At 60.4% G+C, this 16169-nt stretch carries 17 protein-coding genes; 9 read left to right on the top strand and 8 right to left on the bottom strand.

The annotated features are described in order from the left end of the window. Positions 1–26: 26 nt before the first annotated feature. Positions 27–449 carry a tellurite resistance TerB family protein gene (locus A3728_RS09470; protein WP_067922647.1) on the bottom strand — a complete coding sequence of 141 codons (423 nt, stop codon included), beginning with the start codon at positions 447–449 and terminating at the stop codon, positions 27–29. 118 nt (positions 450–567) lie between these two features. On the opposite strand from A3728_RS09470, the gene A3728_RS09465 reads away from it, so the two are divergent. The 3 genes from A3728_RS09465 to A3728_RS09455 all read left to right on the top strand — a co-directional run bounded on the left by A3728_RS09465 (position 568) and on the right by A3728_RS09455 (position 5068). Then, complete coding sequence (locus A3728_RS09465) at positions 568–2148, top strand: lysine--tRNA ligase (protein WP_067922644.1); 1581 nt, start codon at positions 568–570, stop codon at positions 2146–2148. 61 nt (positions 2149–2209) lie between these two features. Beyond that, positions 2210–2623, top strand: coding sequence for a DUF4864 domain-containing protein (locus A3728_RS09460; RefSeq protein ID WP_067922641.1), 414 nt, complete (start codon positions 2210–2212; stop codon positions 2621–2623). 156 nt (positions 2624–2779) lie between these two features. Further along, positions 2780–5068, top strand: coding sequence for a glycosyl hydrolase family 28-related protein (locus tag A3728_RS09455; RefSeq protein ID WP_067922655.1), 2289 nt, complete (start codon positions 2780–2782; stop codon positions 5066–5068). A 10-nt stretch (positions 5069–5078) separates the two neighbouring features. Here A3728_RS09455 and A3728_RS09450 read toward each other — a convergent pair whose 3' ends face one another. Both A3728_RS09450 and A3728_RS09445 read right to left on the bottom strand, forming a co-directional pair. Then, positions 5079–5750, bottom strand: a complete 672-nt coding sequence (locus tag A3728_RS09450; protein ID WP_067922638.1) for a hypothetical protein — start codon at positions 5748–5750, stop codon at positions 5079–5081. Between the two features lie 112 nt (positions 5751–5862). Then, on the bottom strand, positions 5863–6048 hold the full coding sequence (locus A3728_RS09445) for a PLD nuclease N-terminal domain-containing protein (RefSeq protein WP_067922635.1): 186 nt from the start codon (positions 6046–6048) through the stop codon (positions 5863–5865). Between the two features lie 168 nt (positions 6049–6216). On the opposite strand from A3728_RS09445, the gene A3728_RS09440 reads away from it, so the two are divergent. Then, the gene (locus A3728_RS09440; RefSeq protein ID WP_067922632.1) at positions 6217–6510 is read left to right on the top strand and encodes a hypothetical protein; all 294 of its coding nucleotides are present in this window, start codon (positions 6217–6219) and stop codon (positions 6508–6510) included. A gap of 65 nt (positions 6511–6575) precedes the next feature. Here A3728_RS09440 and A3728_RS09435 read toward each other — a convergent pair whose 3' ends face one another. Continuing rightward, entirely contained in the window at positions 6576–6830 is a 255-nt protein-coding gene (locus A3728_RS09435; protein WP_067922629.1) for a hypothetical protein, read from the bottom strand. 221 nt (positions 6831–7051) lie between these two features. Here A3728_RS09435 and A3728_RS09430 point away from each other — a divergent pair, with 221 nt between their 5' ends. Next, complete coding sequence (locus A3728_RS09430) at positions 7052–7408, top strand: PRC-barrel domain-containing protein (protein WP_150120711.1); 357 nt, start codon at positions 7052–7054, stop codon at positions 7406–7408. Positions 7409–7436: 28 nt separating this feature from the next. On the opposite strand, the gene A3728_RS09425 is transcribed toward A3728_RS09430, so the two are convergent. Further along, entirely contained in the window at positions 7437–7712 is a 276-nt protein-coding gene (locus A3728_RS09425; RefSeq protein WP_067922626.1) for a hypothetical protein, read from the bottom strand. 80 nt (positions 7713–7792) lie between these two features. Between A3728_RS09425 and A3728_RS09420 the strand changes: the two genes are divergently transcribed. Beyond that, on the top strand, positions 7793–8062 hold the full coding sequence (locus tag A3728_RS09420) for a hypothetical protein (RefSeq protein WP_067922623.1): 270 nt from the start codon (positions 7793–7795) through the stop codon (positions 8060–8062). Between the two features lie 18 nt (positions 8063–8080). Here the strand turns inward: A3728_RS09420 and uvrB are convergent, their stop codons facing one another. After that, the gene (gene uvrB / locus A3728_RS09415; protein WP_067922620.1) at positions 8081–10285 is read right to left on the bottom strand and encodes an excinuclease ABC subunit UvrB; all 2205 of its coding nucleotides are present in this window, start codon (positions 10283–10285) and stop codon (positions 8081–8083) included. 94 nt (positions 10286–10379) lie between these two features. Continuing rightward, a complete protein-coding gene (locus tag A3728_RS09410; protein WP_236628288.1) occupies positions 10380–10673 on the bottom strand; it encodes an antifreeze protein in 294 nt (97 codons plus the stop codon). A 141-nt stretch (positions 10674–10814) separates the two neighbouring features. On the opposite strand from A3728_RS09410, the gene A3728_RS09405 reads away from it, so the two are divergent. Beyond that, positions 10815–11126, top strand: a complete 312-nt coding sequence (locus A3728_RS09405; RefSeq protein WP_067922617.1) for an ETC complex I subunit — start codon at positions 10815–10817, stop codon at positions 11124–11126. A 219-nt stretch (positions 11127–11345) separates the two neighbouring features. Continuing rightward, entirely contained in the window at positions 11346–12587 is a 1242-nt protein-coding gene (locus tag A3728_RS09400; RefSeq protein ID WP_067922614.1) for a GAF domain-containing sensor histidine kinase, read from the top strand. Positions 12588–12647: 60 nt separating this feature from the next. Here A3728_RS09400 and A3728_RS09395 read toward each other — a convergent pair whose 3' ends face one another. Then, positions 12648–13172, bottom strand: a complete 525-nt coding sequence (locus tag A3728_RS09395) for a superoxide dismutase family protein (protein ID WP_067922611.1) — start codon at positions 13170–13172, stop codon at positions 12648–12650. 369 nt (positions 13173–13541) lie between these two features. Here A3728_RS09395 and A3728_RS09390 point away from each other — a divergent pair. Continuing rightward, on the top strand, positions 13542–16169 hold a 2628-nt coding region (locus tag A3728_RS09390; protein WP_150120710.1), incomplete at its 3' end, for a PAS domain S-box protein.

Raw genomic sequence — 16169 nt, 5'->3', positions numbered from 1 at the left:
CGGGGCATGACCGCCGGGGTTTCACCTCAGGTCATGTGGCGTGCCCGGGCACCTCTTTCGATGGCCGCGGCATGCAGGCGATCGAGGTTCAGCTCGTAGCGGATTTCCTCCAGCAGGCGCAATTCGGCTTCACGTATGCGGCCATCTGCGGCTGCCACGTCGCAGGCGAGGGCGTAGGCGGTTTCGAACAGGCGTTCCGGTAAATATTCGCGGATCAGGCCGAACAGCGCGTCCAACCCGTCTTCCTGCTCGAAGAGATCGAAGACCGTCTTGCCCATGGTGGTCAGCCGGTCGCTGTCGTAGCCCGAAAAAATCGGCAAGGTGTTCACCGCGGATTCGATCTTGACCAGTTCGGCGGTGCGAATGTCTTCATCCGACGCGGAAATGGCGATCATCAACGCGACAAGGCAATCCTGCGCGCTGAGGGAATGTGGGTCTTCGCTGGGCATCGGCTGTCCTTCGGATTTCACGTTGCAGCGCAGAATATTGACGGCTCAGGGGTGACGCAATAGGAACGGGCGACGCCGGCGCCCCCGCGCCGGGCAACTCAATTGGAAAGCATAGACAATGTCCGAACTGCGCGAAGCGGCAATGACCAGCAAAGCATGGCCTTTCGAAGAAGCGCGCCGGGTATTGAAACGCTATGAAAAAGCGCCGCCGGAAAAGGGATACGTCCTGTTCGAGACGGGCTATGGCCCGTCGGGCCTGCCGCATATCGGTACCTTCGGGGAGGTCGCGCGCACCACGATGATCCGCCGCGCCTTCGAGGCGATCAGCGATATTCCCACGCGGTTGATCTGCTTTTCCGACGATCTCGACGGTATGCGCAAGGTGCCGGGCAATGTACCCAACCCGGAGGCGCTGGCCGAGCATCTGCAGCGACCGTTGACTTCTGTCCCGGACCCGTTCGGAAAGTTCGACAGTTTCGGCGACCACAACAACGCGATGTTGCGACGGTTTCTCGATACCTTCGGGTTCGAGTACGAGTTCTATTCGGCGACGGAGTTCTACCGTTCCGGCCAGTTCGATGAAATCTTGCTGCGCGCCTGCGAAAAGTACGATGAAATCATGTCGGTAATGCTCAAATCGCTGCGCGAAGAGCGCCGGCAGACCTATTCGATCTTCCTGCCCATCCATCCCGAAACGGGTCGTGTCATGTATGTCCCGATGAAAGAGGTAAACGCCAAGGACGGCACGATTACTTTTGACGACGAGGACGGTACCGAAATGACGCTGCCCGTCACGGGCGGCAATGTGAAGCTGCAGTGGAAGCCCGATTTCGGGGCGCGCTGGGCGGCTTTGGGTGTCGATTTCGAGATGTACGGGAAGGACCATTCCACCAACACCCCGATCTACGACAGCATCTGCCGCATCCTGGGGGAAAAGGCGCCCGAGCATTTCACCTACGAGTTGTTCCTCGACGAAAACGGGCAGAAGATATCCAAATCATCCGGCAACGGTCTTACCATCGACGAATGGCTGACCTATGCGAGCACGGAAAGCCTGTCCTACTTCATGTATCAGAAGCCGAAGACGGCGAAGCGCATGTATTTCGACGTTATTCCGAAGGCTGTCGATGAATACCATCAACAGCTTCGGGCCTATGAAACGCAGGATACCAAGGCGCGGCTCAACAATCCGGTATGGCACATCCATGGCGGCGAAGTCCCGGCATCGGACATGGTGGTGCCCTATTCCATGCTGCTCAATCTGGCTTCCGTTTCCTCGGCCGAGGACAAGTCGCAGCTTTGGGGATTCATCCAGAGGTATGCGCCCGAGGCTTCGCCGGAAAGCCATCCGGGGATGGACGCGGCGGCCGGTCACGCGGTGCGCTATTATAACGATTTTGTAAAGCCGAACAAAGTCTTCCGGGAGCCCAGCGAATCGGAGCGCGAGGCGCTCGAAGATCTTCGCGACCGCCTGAAAAACTGGGATGGCGGGGCCGATGCCGAAGCCCTGCAAAGCATGGTTTTCGCGGTGGGCAAGCCCCGGTTCGATCCGCTGCGCGACTGGTTCACGGCGCTCTACGAAGTGCTGCTGGGGGCGAGCCAGGGCCCCCGGTTCGGTGGTTTCATCGCGCTCTACGGCATCGACGAGACGACCGCGCTTATCGATGCGGCGCTGGCGGGGCGACTCGTCGCAGGGTGAAACTCTTGCCTGCTGACCCGCGTGACTTAACATAAGTCAGGCGGTTAGGGAGGATACCGACATGCGGCAAGGATGGATCGCACTTATTCTGGGAACATTGATGGCTCTTTCGAGCGGCATCGCGGCTCTGGCGCAGGATGCCGAGATCAAGGAGACCATCGATAGCCAGTTCGAAGCCTTCAAGGCGGACGATTTCGACACCGCCTTTGGCTATGCCACACCGCAACTCAGGTTTCTTTTCCAGAGCCCGCAGAATTTCGAGCGCATGGTCACCCAGGGGTATCCCATGGTCCATCGCCCGGCAGAGGTGCGGTATCTTGAACTGCGCGAAGTGGCCGGGAACCTCTGGCAGAAGGTTCAGATAACCGATGCGAAGGGTTTCATGCATCTGCTCGACTACAAGATGGAAGAAACCGAAGAAGGCTGGCGCATCGGTGCCGTTCAGATCCTCGGTAATCCGGGCGTTACGGCCTGACCCAAGCGTTGCGCGGTCTTTGCTTGCTGCGCGCCCCCGGCGCGCCCTTCGTTAATACCTGAAGAATACTTCCCCGTTCCTGCGTTGCCCGGCAACGCGCCGCTGGAACACGTGCCGGTCCCGATGCTTCGGGATGCCGCAGAAAGGGAAGATTCAATGAACAAGGCGATTACCGACGGACTGCTGCTGATGCCGAGCCCCTTCGCGGATGGGCTGCAGCCCTATTCCAGCGCCGATGGAACGCCCGGTTCGGACAGTTACGAAGGTTCGGCGGATGCGGCATTCATTGCGGCGGATCAGGATTTCGGCGGAGCGCTCGAACTCTTGAAGACGCAGACGATACAGCGGTTGCGCTACAAGGGGGAAACGCCGATTTTGCCGGGCTGCTACCTGCGGATAACGGCGCGGGTCAAGGCGGTCAGCGGCAATCTTCCTGCGGTGCGCATTGCGGGCTATCCAGCGCTGTCCAACGGATCGCGGGCAAGCGGACTGTTAGAGTTCGGGCCTGCAACGCAGCTGACGACCTATGGCAAGGTAGAGGAGATCACCGCCATCGTAGGCACCGGGAACCGGGCCGGGGTGGACATGGTCTGGGGCATGGAGCCGCAATACGGGCATTTCGGGATCGATCTGACCGGGCAGACCGGGGGCGTCGTCAGGATCGACGATCTGGTGATCGAAGATGTCACATCCATCTTTCTGCGCGACATGCTCGCACAGGTCGACGTGCGGGATTATGGCGCTGTAGGCGATGGCGTGACCGACGATACCGCGGCGTTTGAAGCCGCCAATGCCGTCGCGGCGGGGCGCTGCGTGCTGGTGCCGGAGGGGACCTTTCGCCTTGAAACCAGTGTGACTTTCGACGCGCCGACCCGGTTCGAAGGCAAGGTGAGCATGCCTGCTGAGGCGGTGTTGCTGCTGCGCCGGGATTTCAACCTGCCCCAGTACATCGAAGCCTTCGGCGGTGAGGAAACGGCGTTCCTGAAAGCGTTTCAGGCGTTGCTCAGCAATTCCGACCACGAATCGCTCGACATGGGCGGGCGCAAGATAACGGTGAGCGCCCCGCTCGACATGCAGTCCGCCGTTCCGGACAAGTCGAGCTATGCGACCCGGCGTGTCATCCGCAACGGTCAGCTCGAAGCGGCGGCGAGCAGCGCGTGGGACACGACGACCGTCACCTCGCGGGCGACCTATTCGCCGTCGGACCCCCGCAAGCTGACAGGCGTGGTCAACGTGGCCTCGGTTCCCGTGGGTGCACATGTATCCGGGGTGGGCGTCGGGCGTGAGATTTATGTGCGATCGAAAAATGTGGCGCAGCAGGAAATTACGCTGAACGCGCCGCTTTATGACGCGGCGGGCACGCAGAATTTCACATTCTCGCGTTTCAAGTACCTGATGGATTTCAGCGGTTTTGCCAGCCTCAGCAAATTCGTGCTCGACGATGTAGAGTTTCAGTGCAACGACCGGTGCAGCGGGATCAACCTCGCACCTTCCGGTATCACCTTTCACCTGCGCGACTGTTTCGTGAGCAGGCCCATGGATCGCGGTGTGACCTCCACCGGCGGGGGATGTCAGGGCATGTTGATCGACCGGTGCCAGTTCCTGTCCTCGGAAGATGCGCTGACGGTGCCGGAACGCCGTACCATCGCGCTCAACACCAACGCCAATGACGTGAAGCTGCGCGACAACAGGGCCACGAAATTCCGGCATTTCGCTCTGTTGGCCGGGGGCAACAGCATCGTTACCGGCAACCATTTCTTTCAGGGGGATGCCATCGACAACGGGGTGCGGTCTGCCGGTCTGATCCTTGCGTCGTCCTATACCTCGGCGGTTGTCACGGGCAATTATGTCGATAACTGTTTCATTGAATGGACGAATGAACAGGACCCGACGCCGGGCTTCACCTCCGGTTTTTCGTTCAGCGCGCTGAGCGTGACGGACAACATCTTCCTGTCCGGCGAAGTTGCACCGTGGTTCAGCTATCTCGTGGTCAAGCCGCATGGGGCGGGGCATTTCCTGAATGGTGTGACGATCACCGGCAACAAGTTCCGCAGCATCAACGGCGCAATCGAACGGGTTGAGCGCGTGGATACGACCTTTGCCGATCTGGACCTTTCCCGGTGCAAGAACGTGGTGATGAAAGGCAATTCCTTTCATCTCGTCGACCGACAGGTTTCCAACGCGGTGGAGATCGAATTTACCCAGACCACGCCCGCCGATACCTGGATCATCGGAACGGATGGCAAGCTGCCCTTCGAGGGACAGGCGCTGAACGCCGATGCGGTGGTGGCGCATGGCGCAATTCGTAATGCAGCGAATGTGGCGCAGTACCAGATGCCCTATTGCCGGCTCTCGGAAGGGACGGATGGCAAACGCCTGCACCTCGTTTGGGGCACCCCGGTGAAGGGCAAGGTTTCCGTGCTGGTGCGGATGGACAACCGCTGAGGGACCGTGATCAGAACCGTTGCCAAAGCCCGATCTTGGCGGCGGTTCGTTCAGGCCGGTCCAAAGGGGTTTCAAAACCGATCTGGATCCGGCTGTCCCGCGTTTCGAGGTAACGCCAGACAAAGGAAGGCGCCAAGGTAGCCCCGTTCCCGGTTTCACTTTGATAGAGGTATATCTGACCCATTGCCGCGAGATCCGAGGTGAGGTTGAGCCCGATTGTACCATCTACCTTGAAGAGATAGCCGCTGTCCTTCAGCCCCTTACGCAGGGCGCTATCGACCGTGGCCCAACCCGATGTTCCCCGCCATTCGAAACCCCGCCCCCATGACAGCCCCGCTTGGGCGTGGGGGTGGGTCACCTCATTTGCCCACCGCGCGCCCAGACCCAGTTCATAGGCGAAAAGATGGGGAGCCGCCCCCATGTCGAGCGGTCGTCGCAGGAACAGCGTGGCACCGCCTTTCCGACTGCCGAACCGATCGTTTTCAAGGATCAGCTCTGCGCCGAGGGTCAGGTGGGGATGCAGCCCGTGTTCAAGGTAGGTGTTGCGGGTTACATCCAGCTGATAATTGAGCGTCGTTGAAACCGAAGTGAAGGTGCTCCCGCTCTCTGCCAGCCATGGACCGGCGGCGCCGGGAGCGGGTGTTTGGACCAGTAGGGTGAAGGCAAAGGCGAGAGGTTTCATGACGGCGCTCCTGCCCGCCATCTTGGTTAATCCGGCACTAAGAAAAGGTTACCGCGACCGCCAAATGAAAATGGCCCCTCGAAAGGGGCCATTTGTCACATAACTTTATCGATCAGGTGCGGACTTTGTTGCCGCGCGGCCCTGCGATGAGCCAAGCAATGAAGCCAAGCACGGGCAGTATCAGGATCACGAGGGTCCAGATCACCTTTGCCGCCGTGGAGCTTGCCGAGGTAAGTACCTGATAGATCGCGTAGATGTCGGCGATCAGCACGATTAGGCCGAAAATTCCGAATTCCATATTTGCCTCCGATAACGAAATGACGTGTCTGGAGGCTCAACGCGGAAATGTGACCGGCGTTCCACACTTTCGTTCGGAACCTTTCCCTGGCCGGAACCCTTTTGTCTTTCGATGGTTTCTGCACCGACAGCGCCCAATCAGGCGTTGAAAGGAAAGAAGGAATACACAATGAAAACGAGTGTTGCCGTGGTCGGGGGGCTGGTTGCCGCCGTCGTCATCGCCGGTGCAGTCTACCTCATCGACATTGATCAAACGCAAGAGGGCAGCCTGCCCGATGTGGATGTTTCGGTTGAGGGGGGCGAATTGCCGAAGTTCGACGCGGAAGTAGGCTCCATCGAAATGACCGAGGAAGAGGTCACTGTGGAAGTGCCCAAAGTCGAGGTGACATCGGAAGAAGAGACCGTCACCGTTCCGGGCATCAGCGTCACGCCGCCTGACGAAGAGCCGGCGCAGACAGAGTAATTCTCACCAAAGGAATTTTAACCAGTATCGGGGTGCCCTTTAATCAGGGCACCCTTTTTTGGTCCTTACTGGCGTTCGAGCTTTTTGACGGGCAGGGAGCCGTTGTCACCGTCGGATACGAAATCGATGGTGATCTTATCCCCGGCTTTCAGGTCGGCAGGGACGAGAGCATCGGCATGAAGGGTCCAATGCGTCTTGTCGGTAAGCACGATGACGTTGGCGAGACGGTCGTAGGCTAGGATCGTGCCGCTGGTCATGTCCGCGAAGGCGGGCGTGGCAAGGGCGCCGAGTGTCAGCAGGGCAGGCAGGGTAATGCGCATTCTATGTCCTCCGGGGATACGCTGGAGGGTAAATCGTGCGCGCCCAGACCACTTTCAATAGCGCCACGAAAATAATTCTTCGGCCTCACGGACAAGGGCGCGGGGGCGGTTTCGGCCCTCTTGCCCTAGGCTGGATGCCGCCCACCCCATGGCCTTGGCAGGAACCTGAAATGAAACCGTGCGTTTTGTTTCTATCAATTCAGACAAGAAAGGAACGCGCAATGAACACGAAGTCTCATACCGCCTCGCTGGTTTCCTCCTCTGACGTGAATGGAACCAATGTTTACGGTGCAGACGGGTCCGAAGTGGGCCATATCGACCATCTGATGATCGACAAGGAGTCCGGTAAGGTCGCCTATGCCGTCATGGGGTTCGGCGGCTTTCTGGGTATGGGGGAAGATCACCACCCTGTCCCATGGGATGCGCTCCGCTACGATACTTCGCGGCACGGGTTCGTCACGGACATCACGCCCGAACAGCTCAAGGGCGCGCCTGAACGCCGGGACGACTGGCATCAGGACCGTGCATGGGAACAGCGGACCTTTGACCACTACGGCATTCCCTACTACTGGATCTGACCTTGATGAAACGAGGAAGGAAGGGCGGCTAATGGCCGCCCTTTTTGCAGGTCTCGGTGACCGCAATCCGCGCCTTCACGCGGAACGCTCCGTCTTCCAGTTCGACCAATCGCCAGGATTTCGCGGGGATATCTGACCCGGCAAAAGTGGTATAGGCAGCGACAGCAAGTTCCGGCCATGCAAGGTGCGCGGAGGCCGAAGCGCCATCCGCAAACCGGATGAGCGCGGCGCCATCCTTTCCTGACAGGATGCGCCCGGTCGCGCCGGGGTAGAGGTGGGAATGGTGCGCTTCGATTTCGGTCATACCCAGAGTCGCGAAGGTTGCGGGAACGAAGTCAGGCTGACAGGGTTGTCAGGTAGATCAAGACGGAAAGGGTCGCTCAGATGGAAGAACTGTTGCAGGGCTTCGGCATTTTCATATTCGTGGTGCTGGCCATCATCGGTCTGGTGGCGGGCTGGCTGGCCGGGCTCGTCGCCGGAAAACACAAGGGCAAGTTTGCCTTGCTGGGACTCGTCGGGGCCGTGCTTGCGCCTTTCGTTCTGGCCCTGCTCGGTCTGGGCGCGCTTGCCGCCGGGGGGCTGGTTGCGATCATCGTGGTGGGCCTGATCGGCGCGGCGCTGCTGCTGATGATCGGCAAGATGATCTTTGACTAGGACGCGCGCGGCGCAAGGCTAGCGCTTGCGCCGTTTGACGTTACCCCCGCGCATACCGCCGCGGCCCGCGGTTGAGCGGCCCGCTGCCTTTTGCGCATCGTCCACCGCTTTTTCCACCGCATACTGCCGCGCCATCGGGTCGTCGGCGATTGCCAGATCCACGGCTTCCAGACGCTTGACCTCGTCCCGCAGCCGGGCGGCTTCCTCGAACTCGAGGTTTTCGGCGGCCTTGCGCATGTCGGTGCGCAGCCCGTCCAGTACCGCCTGCAGGTTTCCGCCCGCCAGGGGGTTGTCCACCTTGGCGGTGACGCGGTTCATGTCCACATCGCCCTTGTAGAGCCCGGCGAGGATATCCTCGACGTTCTTCTTCACCGTCTGCGGGGTGATCCCATGTGCCTCGTTGTAGGCAATCTGCTTGGCCCGGCGGCGATCGGTTTCGCCGATGGCCCGTTCCATGGATCCGGTAATGCGGTCCGCGTACATGATCACACGGCCCTCGGCGTTTCGGGCGGCCCGGCCGATCGTCTGGATCAGCGAGGTTTCTGAACGCAGGAACCCTTCCTTGTCCGCGTCGAGAATGGCCACCAGCCCGCATTCGGGAATATCCAGACCTTCGCGCAGCAGGTTGATCCCGATCAGCACGTCGAAGGCCCCCAACCGAAGGTCGCGCAGGATCTCGATGCGCTCGATCGTGTCGATGTCCGAATGCATGTAGCGCACGCGGATGCCCTGTTCGTGCATGTATTCGGTCAGGTCTTCGGCCATCCGCTTGGTCAGGGTCGTGACCAGCGTGCGGTAGCCGTCGGCGGCAACCTTGCGCACCTCGTCCAGCAGGTCATCCACCTGCATCTCGACGGGCCGGATTTCGATCTTGGGATCCAGCAGGCCGGTCGGGCGGATGATCTGTTCGGTGAAAACGCCGCCCGCCTGTTCGATTTCCCATGCGGCGGGGGTGGCGGAAACAAAGACCGATTGCGGCCGCATGGCATCCCATTCCTCGAATTTGAGCGGGCGGTTGTCCATGCAGGACGGCAGGCGGAACCCGTGTTCGGCCAGCGTGAACTTGCGGCGGTAGTCGCCTTTGTACATTCCGCCGATCTGCGGCACCGACACGTGGCTTTCATCGGCGAAGACGATGGCGTTGTCGGGGATGAATTCAAAAAGGGTGGGGGGCGGCTCGCCGGGGGCGCGGCCCGTCAGGTAGCGTGAATAGTTTTCGATGCCGTTGCAGACGCCGGTCGCCTCCAACATCTCCAGATCGAAGTTGGTGCGCTGTTCGAGCCGCTGTGCTTCCAGCAGTTTGCCTTCACCGACAAGCTGATCGAGCCGGCTGCGCAGCTCTTTCTTGATGCCGATGATGGCCTGCTGCATCGTAGGCTTCGGCGTCACGTAGTGGCTGTTGGCATAGACACGGATCTGATCGAAGGCACCTGTCTTTTCGCCGGTGAGCGGATCGAATTCGGTGATGCTTTCCAGCTCCTCCCCGAAGAAGGAAAGCCGCCATGCCCGGTCTTCGAGGTGGGCGGGAAAAATCTCCAGACTGTCGCCGCGCACCCGGAAGCTGCCGCGCTGGAACGCCGCATCGTTCCGCTTGTATTGCTGGGCCACGAGATCCGCGATGACCCGCCGTTGATCGTAGGAGCCGCCGACTTTCAGGTCCTGTGTCATGGCACCATAGGTCTCCACCGAACCGATGCCGTAGATGCAGGAAACCGAGGCCACGATGATCACGTCGTCCCGCTCCAGAAGCGCCCGGGTGGCGGAGTGGCGCATCCGGTCGATCTGTTCGTTGATCTGGCTTTCCTTTTCGATATAGGTGTCTGACCGCGCGACATAGGCTTCGGGCTGATAATAGTCGTAGTAGCTGACGAAATATTCGACGGCGTTGTCGGGGAAGAAGCCCTTGAACTCGCCATAAAGCTGGGCGGCCAGCGTCTTGTTGGGCGCAAGGATGATGGCCGGGCGCTGGGTCTTTTCGATGATCTTCGCCATGGTAAAGGTCTTGCCCGTGCCGGTGGCCCCCAGCAGTACCTGATCCCGTTCGCCGGAAACGACCCCTTCGGACAATTCCTCGATCGCGGTGGGCTGATCGCCCGCCGCCTCGAACTCCGTCACGAGGTTGAACTTCTTCCCGCCCTCCAGCTTGGGCCGGTTGCGCACATCGGGCGCGGGGTTCGCAAGCACGGGCATGGTTTCCGACCGGTCGGAATGGGCGTAGGGCATGGATGAAGGCTCCTTCGGGCGACCCCCTATAGGTGCCATCTGCGGCCCGTTGTTCAAGGGGGCGTGGGCGAAAGGAGAACGCCGATCCCCGAATTCAGCGCAGCAGCCGCTTCCGGTTGTACCTTACCTTGCGGCTCAACGGGGCGAGAGCGGCGTCCACCACCTGATCGGGGCGCTTGCCGGCCATCAGCGCAGCGGACCCGGCGGAGAACGCCTTGAGCATCGCGGGGCCCTTTTCCTGCACCATCCGCAGATTTTCACCGGGCCGCTGAGGCAGAGCGCCGGACATGCCCCAGATGCGCAGGGCCATCACCGTCTGCGTATCCACGATGAGCGCGGTGAGACGCAGGTTGAAATTGAGCAGGTCAAAAGGAGACATGGGGGGCATGGGAGACTCATGAGCTAGCAAATTTGCAGATTAGCGCTGCAGCGCGGCATTGCCAGAGCTTACCTTATAAATGCGCCCGGTCCCGCTTGCCCCCGCAGCGCAAATCGCGGATAAATGCCGCGCAATCGACGGAGTCCGACAATGCGCGCACGTATCTATCAGCCTGCCAAGACGGCAATGTCCTCCGGCACCGCGAAAACGCGTGTCTGGCTGCTGGAATTCCTGCCCCAGTCACCGCGGGACGTGGACCCGCTGATGGGGTGGACCTCCTCCGACGATACACAGAGCCAGGTTCGCTTGCAGTTCGATACCCGCGAAGAAGCGGAAGAATACGCGCGCGAAAATGGCATCGATGCGCAGGTGCGTCTGCCCAACCGGCGCAAGGCGAACATCCGCGCGGGCGGCTACGGCGAGAATTTCGCGACCGGTCGCCGTGGGGCGTGGACCCACTGAGCGGCAGGAGTGGCAGACTGATGCCCGCCTCCTCTTCGAAGCGCATTCCCATCCCTTGAACCTGCGATTCTCCGCCGATCGGGCCTTTCGGTTGGCCCGCGTGTTGACAAGCCCCCCTTAGCTGCAATGAAAAAGCACCTTTGTGATGGCAACTTCCGGCAGGCAGTGGCTAAGGTTGGCAGGTTTGTGTTGTTATCGAATTCAACGAAGGTATTGAGAATGAGTGATGCGGATCAGCAGGGCGGTACACTGCAGGATCATGCGGCGTTTCTGGCCAAGTCACATGACTTCCAGAACGACATTGAAATCCTGACTGGCAGTGAACTGGTGGGGACGATCCTCGAAACGGTGATGCTCGCCACCGACATGCGTTTTGCGGCTGTCGCACGTGTGACGGCGGATCGCTGGGTCGCCTGCCGGACCGTGGATGAGGTCAACTTTGGCCTGCGCGCGGGGGACGAGCTTTCGATTCAGTCCACCTTTTGCCAGTCCGTGCGCGAAACCTCGGAAATGATCATGTTCGATGATGTGGCCACTGACGAGGTCTACAAGGATCACCCCATCGCCCTGAAGTTCGGCATTTCGAGCTACGCCTCCGTCCCGATCCGCCGCAGCGACGGCAGTTTCTTCGGTACGCTCTGCACGCTCGATACCGATCCGCGCAATGTCAGGAACCCGCGGGCCGTGGCGATGCTGGAGATGTTTGCCGACATTATCGGGCGCAGCCTCGAAACAGAGGAGCAGTTGGAAGCCCGGGACCGCGAGGTGGAGAAGGAACGCGAACTCGCCCGGATTCAGGAAGAATTCGTGGCGGTGCTGGGCCATGATTTGCGAAATCCCGTCGCGGCGCTGAACGCCGGGCTGCGCCAGTTGCAGCAGGAAACGGTTTCGGAGCGCGGAGCCAAGGTATTGCCGCTGATGCGGGCCGCGCTTCACCGGATGAGCGATCTGATCGACAATATCATGCTCCACGCCAAGGCGCGGCTGGGGGGTGGCATTCAGGTCACTCCGACCGAGGACGCACCGCTCGCCGAGGCAATCACCAACGTGGTGGAAGAAACCCGCGCGGCGACACCCGAATGCGAGATCACGATGCAGATGGATCTGGACGAGCCGGTGAAATGCGATGCGCCCCGTATCGCGCAGGCCGTTTCCAACCTGCTGTCGAACGCGGTACGCCATGCCGATCCGGGCACTGCCGTCGATGTGAACTGCGAATTGCGGGATTGCGAAGTGATCATTGCCATATCGAACCACGGCACGCCGATCCCGGAAGAAATGCGCGAGACCTTGTTCGATCCGTTCGAGCGGGGAGTGGGGGTTTCGGACGAGGGGCTGGGCCTTGGGTTGCATATCGCATCGGCCATTACCATCGCCCATGACGGGGATATCGGGCTCACCTGTGAAGGAGGCATCACCACCTTCACGCTCCGGTTACCGACTGTACCGAACCAGGGCTAGCCGCAAAAAAGGCAGACCCCCCGGGGGCCTGCCTTCTCAAACTTGGTCTACGGGGCGGTGTCAGCCTTCCTTCTGGAAAACACCGCATGCGATCCGCGCACCCGCGTCACCCGCGGGCTGGGATGTATAGTCATCCGCGCCTTCGTGGATAATGAACGCCGCGCTATCGTCATCCATGATTATCGTATCGACTTCGAGCGCGCTCAGGAATACTTCGCCTTTGAGCACACCGTCATCCCCGACGGTCATGTTCGGCATGTCGCCGGGGTGCGGGCCGTTGGCCGAAAGCACGCCATGTTCACTGTCACCCGCGATGTGGCCGCCGGCGGATTTGTAATCAGCCGCGGAACAATCGCCTGTTTCATGCAGATGGACGGCGTGCTCCCCTGCGGGCACGCCATTGATGTTCAGCGTGACAAGCATGCTGCCGGAGGCGGTGTCGTTCAGTGTCACGCTGCCGGCAATGGCGCCGTCCTGTCCATCCACCAATGCGGAGGCGACAGGCTGCATGTGTTGTTCGGCCATCACGGGCAATGCGAAGGCTATGGGGGCGAGGGCGGTCAGGAAGTGGGTCTTTAAAGACATCTTAACTCTCCTTTGTTGGGTCAAAGGGGAAACCGCTCCGCCGGGGGCTTTGTTCCCCCGGGCGGTTCCATTCCGACGGCCTGAACAGAGAAACCCCGGCGCATTACCCGGGTGCTTCGCGCCCCTTGATTCAAGATTTGTCCGCGCCCTTGGCGATTGATCAAACTGCCTTTAAACCAGTTGAAGAACGGGCCCATCACAAGGGGTTCGAGACCGAGCAGACGGAAAAAGACATTGGCAGATGATTCGTTTCTACCTATAGGTGGTAGTCGTGGGCGAAATACAAGCTCGTTCAGCTATGCTGACAAGAGAAGCCCGCAGGATCGCAACGCGGTCACCGCAATGTCCTTGTGAGCGGGGTAGGGTAGTTTGTTCCGACGGTTGGAAATCTTTCTGATAATTCTCTGTCTGTCGCTGAGTATCGCGCTCTTTTCCTATGCCCGCTCGGCTGCGCGACTGTCGGCCGATACCGAATTTTCAGAACTGGTCGAGGATGGCGTTTCGATCCTCGAAAACCGGCTCTCCACCTATCTGCAAAGCCTGAACGGCGCGGCTGCCTTCCTGCTTGCCTCCGAAAAGGTCGACACCCGGGAATTCGCGGCCTACGTCGAGACGCTGAATATCAGGAAATTCCTGCCCGGGATCAACGGGATCGGCCTGATCGTGCCCGTGATGGAAGAGGACATTCCCGCCTTTCTCGAAAAGGTGGCGGACGAAGTGGACCCCCGCTACCAGATCCACCCGATTACCGACCGGGAAGAGAAACTCCTGATCAAATTTGTCTCCCCTCTCGATCTCAATCGGCAGGCGCTCGGTCTGGACATCGGGTTCGAGGAAGGACGCCGCAGGGCCGCCGAGGAAGCGCGCGCCACGGGCGAGCCGCGCCTCACCCCGCGTATCCTGCTGGTGCAGGACAGCACCCGGCAACCCGGCTTTCTGCTGCTGCGGCCCGTTTACCAGAACGAGATAAACGGCGTGGTGCCCGAAGACAGGGGTGAATTCCGGGGCTGGGTCTATGCGCCCTTCATCGGCACCAATCTTCTGTCAGGGCTCACCCCGAACCAGGGACGGAACTACGATCTTTCCGTTTATGACGGCCCCATGCCGGCCTCGGAGGCGCTGATTTTCGACAGCGCGATGCCAGAGGCGGAGCAAGGGCGTTTCGCGGCGGCCCATAACCTCGATCTCTATGGCCGCACCTGGCATGTGGCCTTCAACAGTACCCCGGGCTTTGATCAGGCCTATAGCACGGTCCTGCCGCTGCTCATCCTTTTTGCGGGGATCGCGCTGACGGTGCTTCTGGCGGTGTCCCTGCGGACATTGCGCCTGCGCAACCACGCCATTTCCGAAGTGGCCGATCTACGGTCCCGCCAGCTGGGCGCGCGGGAGGCCGAGAACCGTTCGATCATCGAGAACGCGGTCGCCGCCGTTTTCCTGCTGGATCAGCGCGGCGTCGTTCTATTCACCAATCAGGCGGCGCAGGACGTTTTCGGCTATTCAGATGCCGAGATGAAAGGCCGTTCCTTCGACGATTTCCTTGAAATGCTGTCCAGAAAGCCGACGCACCACGGGTTCAACGCGCGGGGCACGGCGCGGGACGGAACGCGGCTGATGCTGGACGTTCAGACGAACCCGTGGACAACCGCCGACAACGAGCCGCGTACGACAGCCATCGTGCGGGACGTCACCACCGAGATCAACGCCCGGCTCGAGGTCGAAGAGACCAAGCGGCGCTATGACCTTGCCATTTCCGGGGCGGAAATCGGCGTCTTCGACGTCGATCTCGTGACCGGGGAATCCGTGGTGTCAAAGACTTGGCATCAGATCATGGGCACCACCGTGCATAGCCATAATTTTGACACACAGGCGCATTTCATTTCCCGGATCCATCCCGAAGATCTGCCCAAGCTGACGCAGGCGGACCGGGATTGCATCGAAGGGCTCACCGAGCGGTCAACCGTCGAATACCGCGTACGCTTCGGTGACGGCTCCTGGCGCTGGATGCGGTCCGATGCCGTTGTGGTCAAACGCTCCCGCGAGGGTACGGCCCTGCGGCTGGTCGGCACCCAGACCGACGTGACCGATCTGCACCATTCCCGCAACGCGCTGGAAGCGAGCGAGGAGCGCTTCCGCCTCGTGATCGAGGAAGCGCCCGTGGGCATGGCGCTGATGGACGAAAGGGGGCGGTTCATCGGCGTCAACGACGCGCTCTGCAAGCTCTGCGGCTACGACCGCTCCGAGCTGATGGGGCGCATGCGGCTGGCCGACCTGCTTGAACGCGAAGACATCAAGGTGATGTACGAACAGGTTTCCCGCCTGACGGCGGAGGGGAAATCAAAGACCTACCAGATCGACCGCCAGATCATTTCAAAGGACGGGTCGCGCCGCTGGGGCCTGTTCAACGTCTCATGGACCTTTGACAAGAACGCGCAGACGAATGTCTATATCGCGCAGATCGTCGACATTACCGACCAGAAGAAACTCGACCAGATCAAGAGCGAATTCGTCGCGACCGTAAGCCACGAGTTGCGCACGCCGCTCACTTCCATCAAGGGCGCGCTGGGCCTTTTCGAAGCGAATTCCGCCGACAAGATGACCCCGGCCTCCGCCCGGCTTATCGAGATCGCGAAGACCAACGCGGATCGCCTGACTGCTATCGTCAACGACATCTTGGATCTGGAGAAAATCTCTTCGGGGGAGATCGTCTTCAACTACGACAACGTGGATGTCGCAGAGATCGCGAAGGCGTCGGTGGATGAGATGATGCCTTTTGCCGTCGGCCACCGGAATACCCTTTCCCTGCAGCTGCCCGATGACAACATCACCGTCTTTGCGGATGTCGGTCGCACCAAGCAGGTATTGGCGAACCTCATTTCCAACGCCTGCAAATATTCGGATCCCGATACCGAGGTTACGATCCGGATCGAGCGCATCAAGGAAGAGGCGATCATCTTCGTCCAGAACACCGGCCCGGGCGTGCCTGAAAGTTTCCGGCAA

The sequence above is a fragment of the Sulfitobacter sp. HI0040 genome, assembly GCF_001634885.1.
In the GTDB taxonomy this organism is placed as follows: domain Bacteria; phylum Pseudomonadota; class Alphaproteobacteria; order Rhodobacterales; family Rhodobacteraceae; genus Sulfitobacter.
This window is presented reverse-complemented; position numbering and strand designations above follow the sequence as displayed.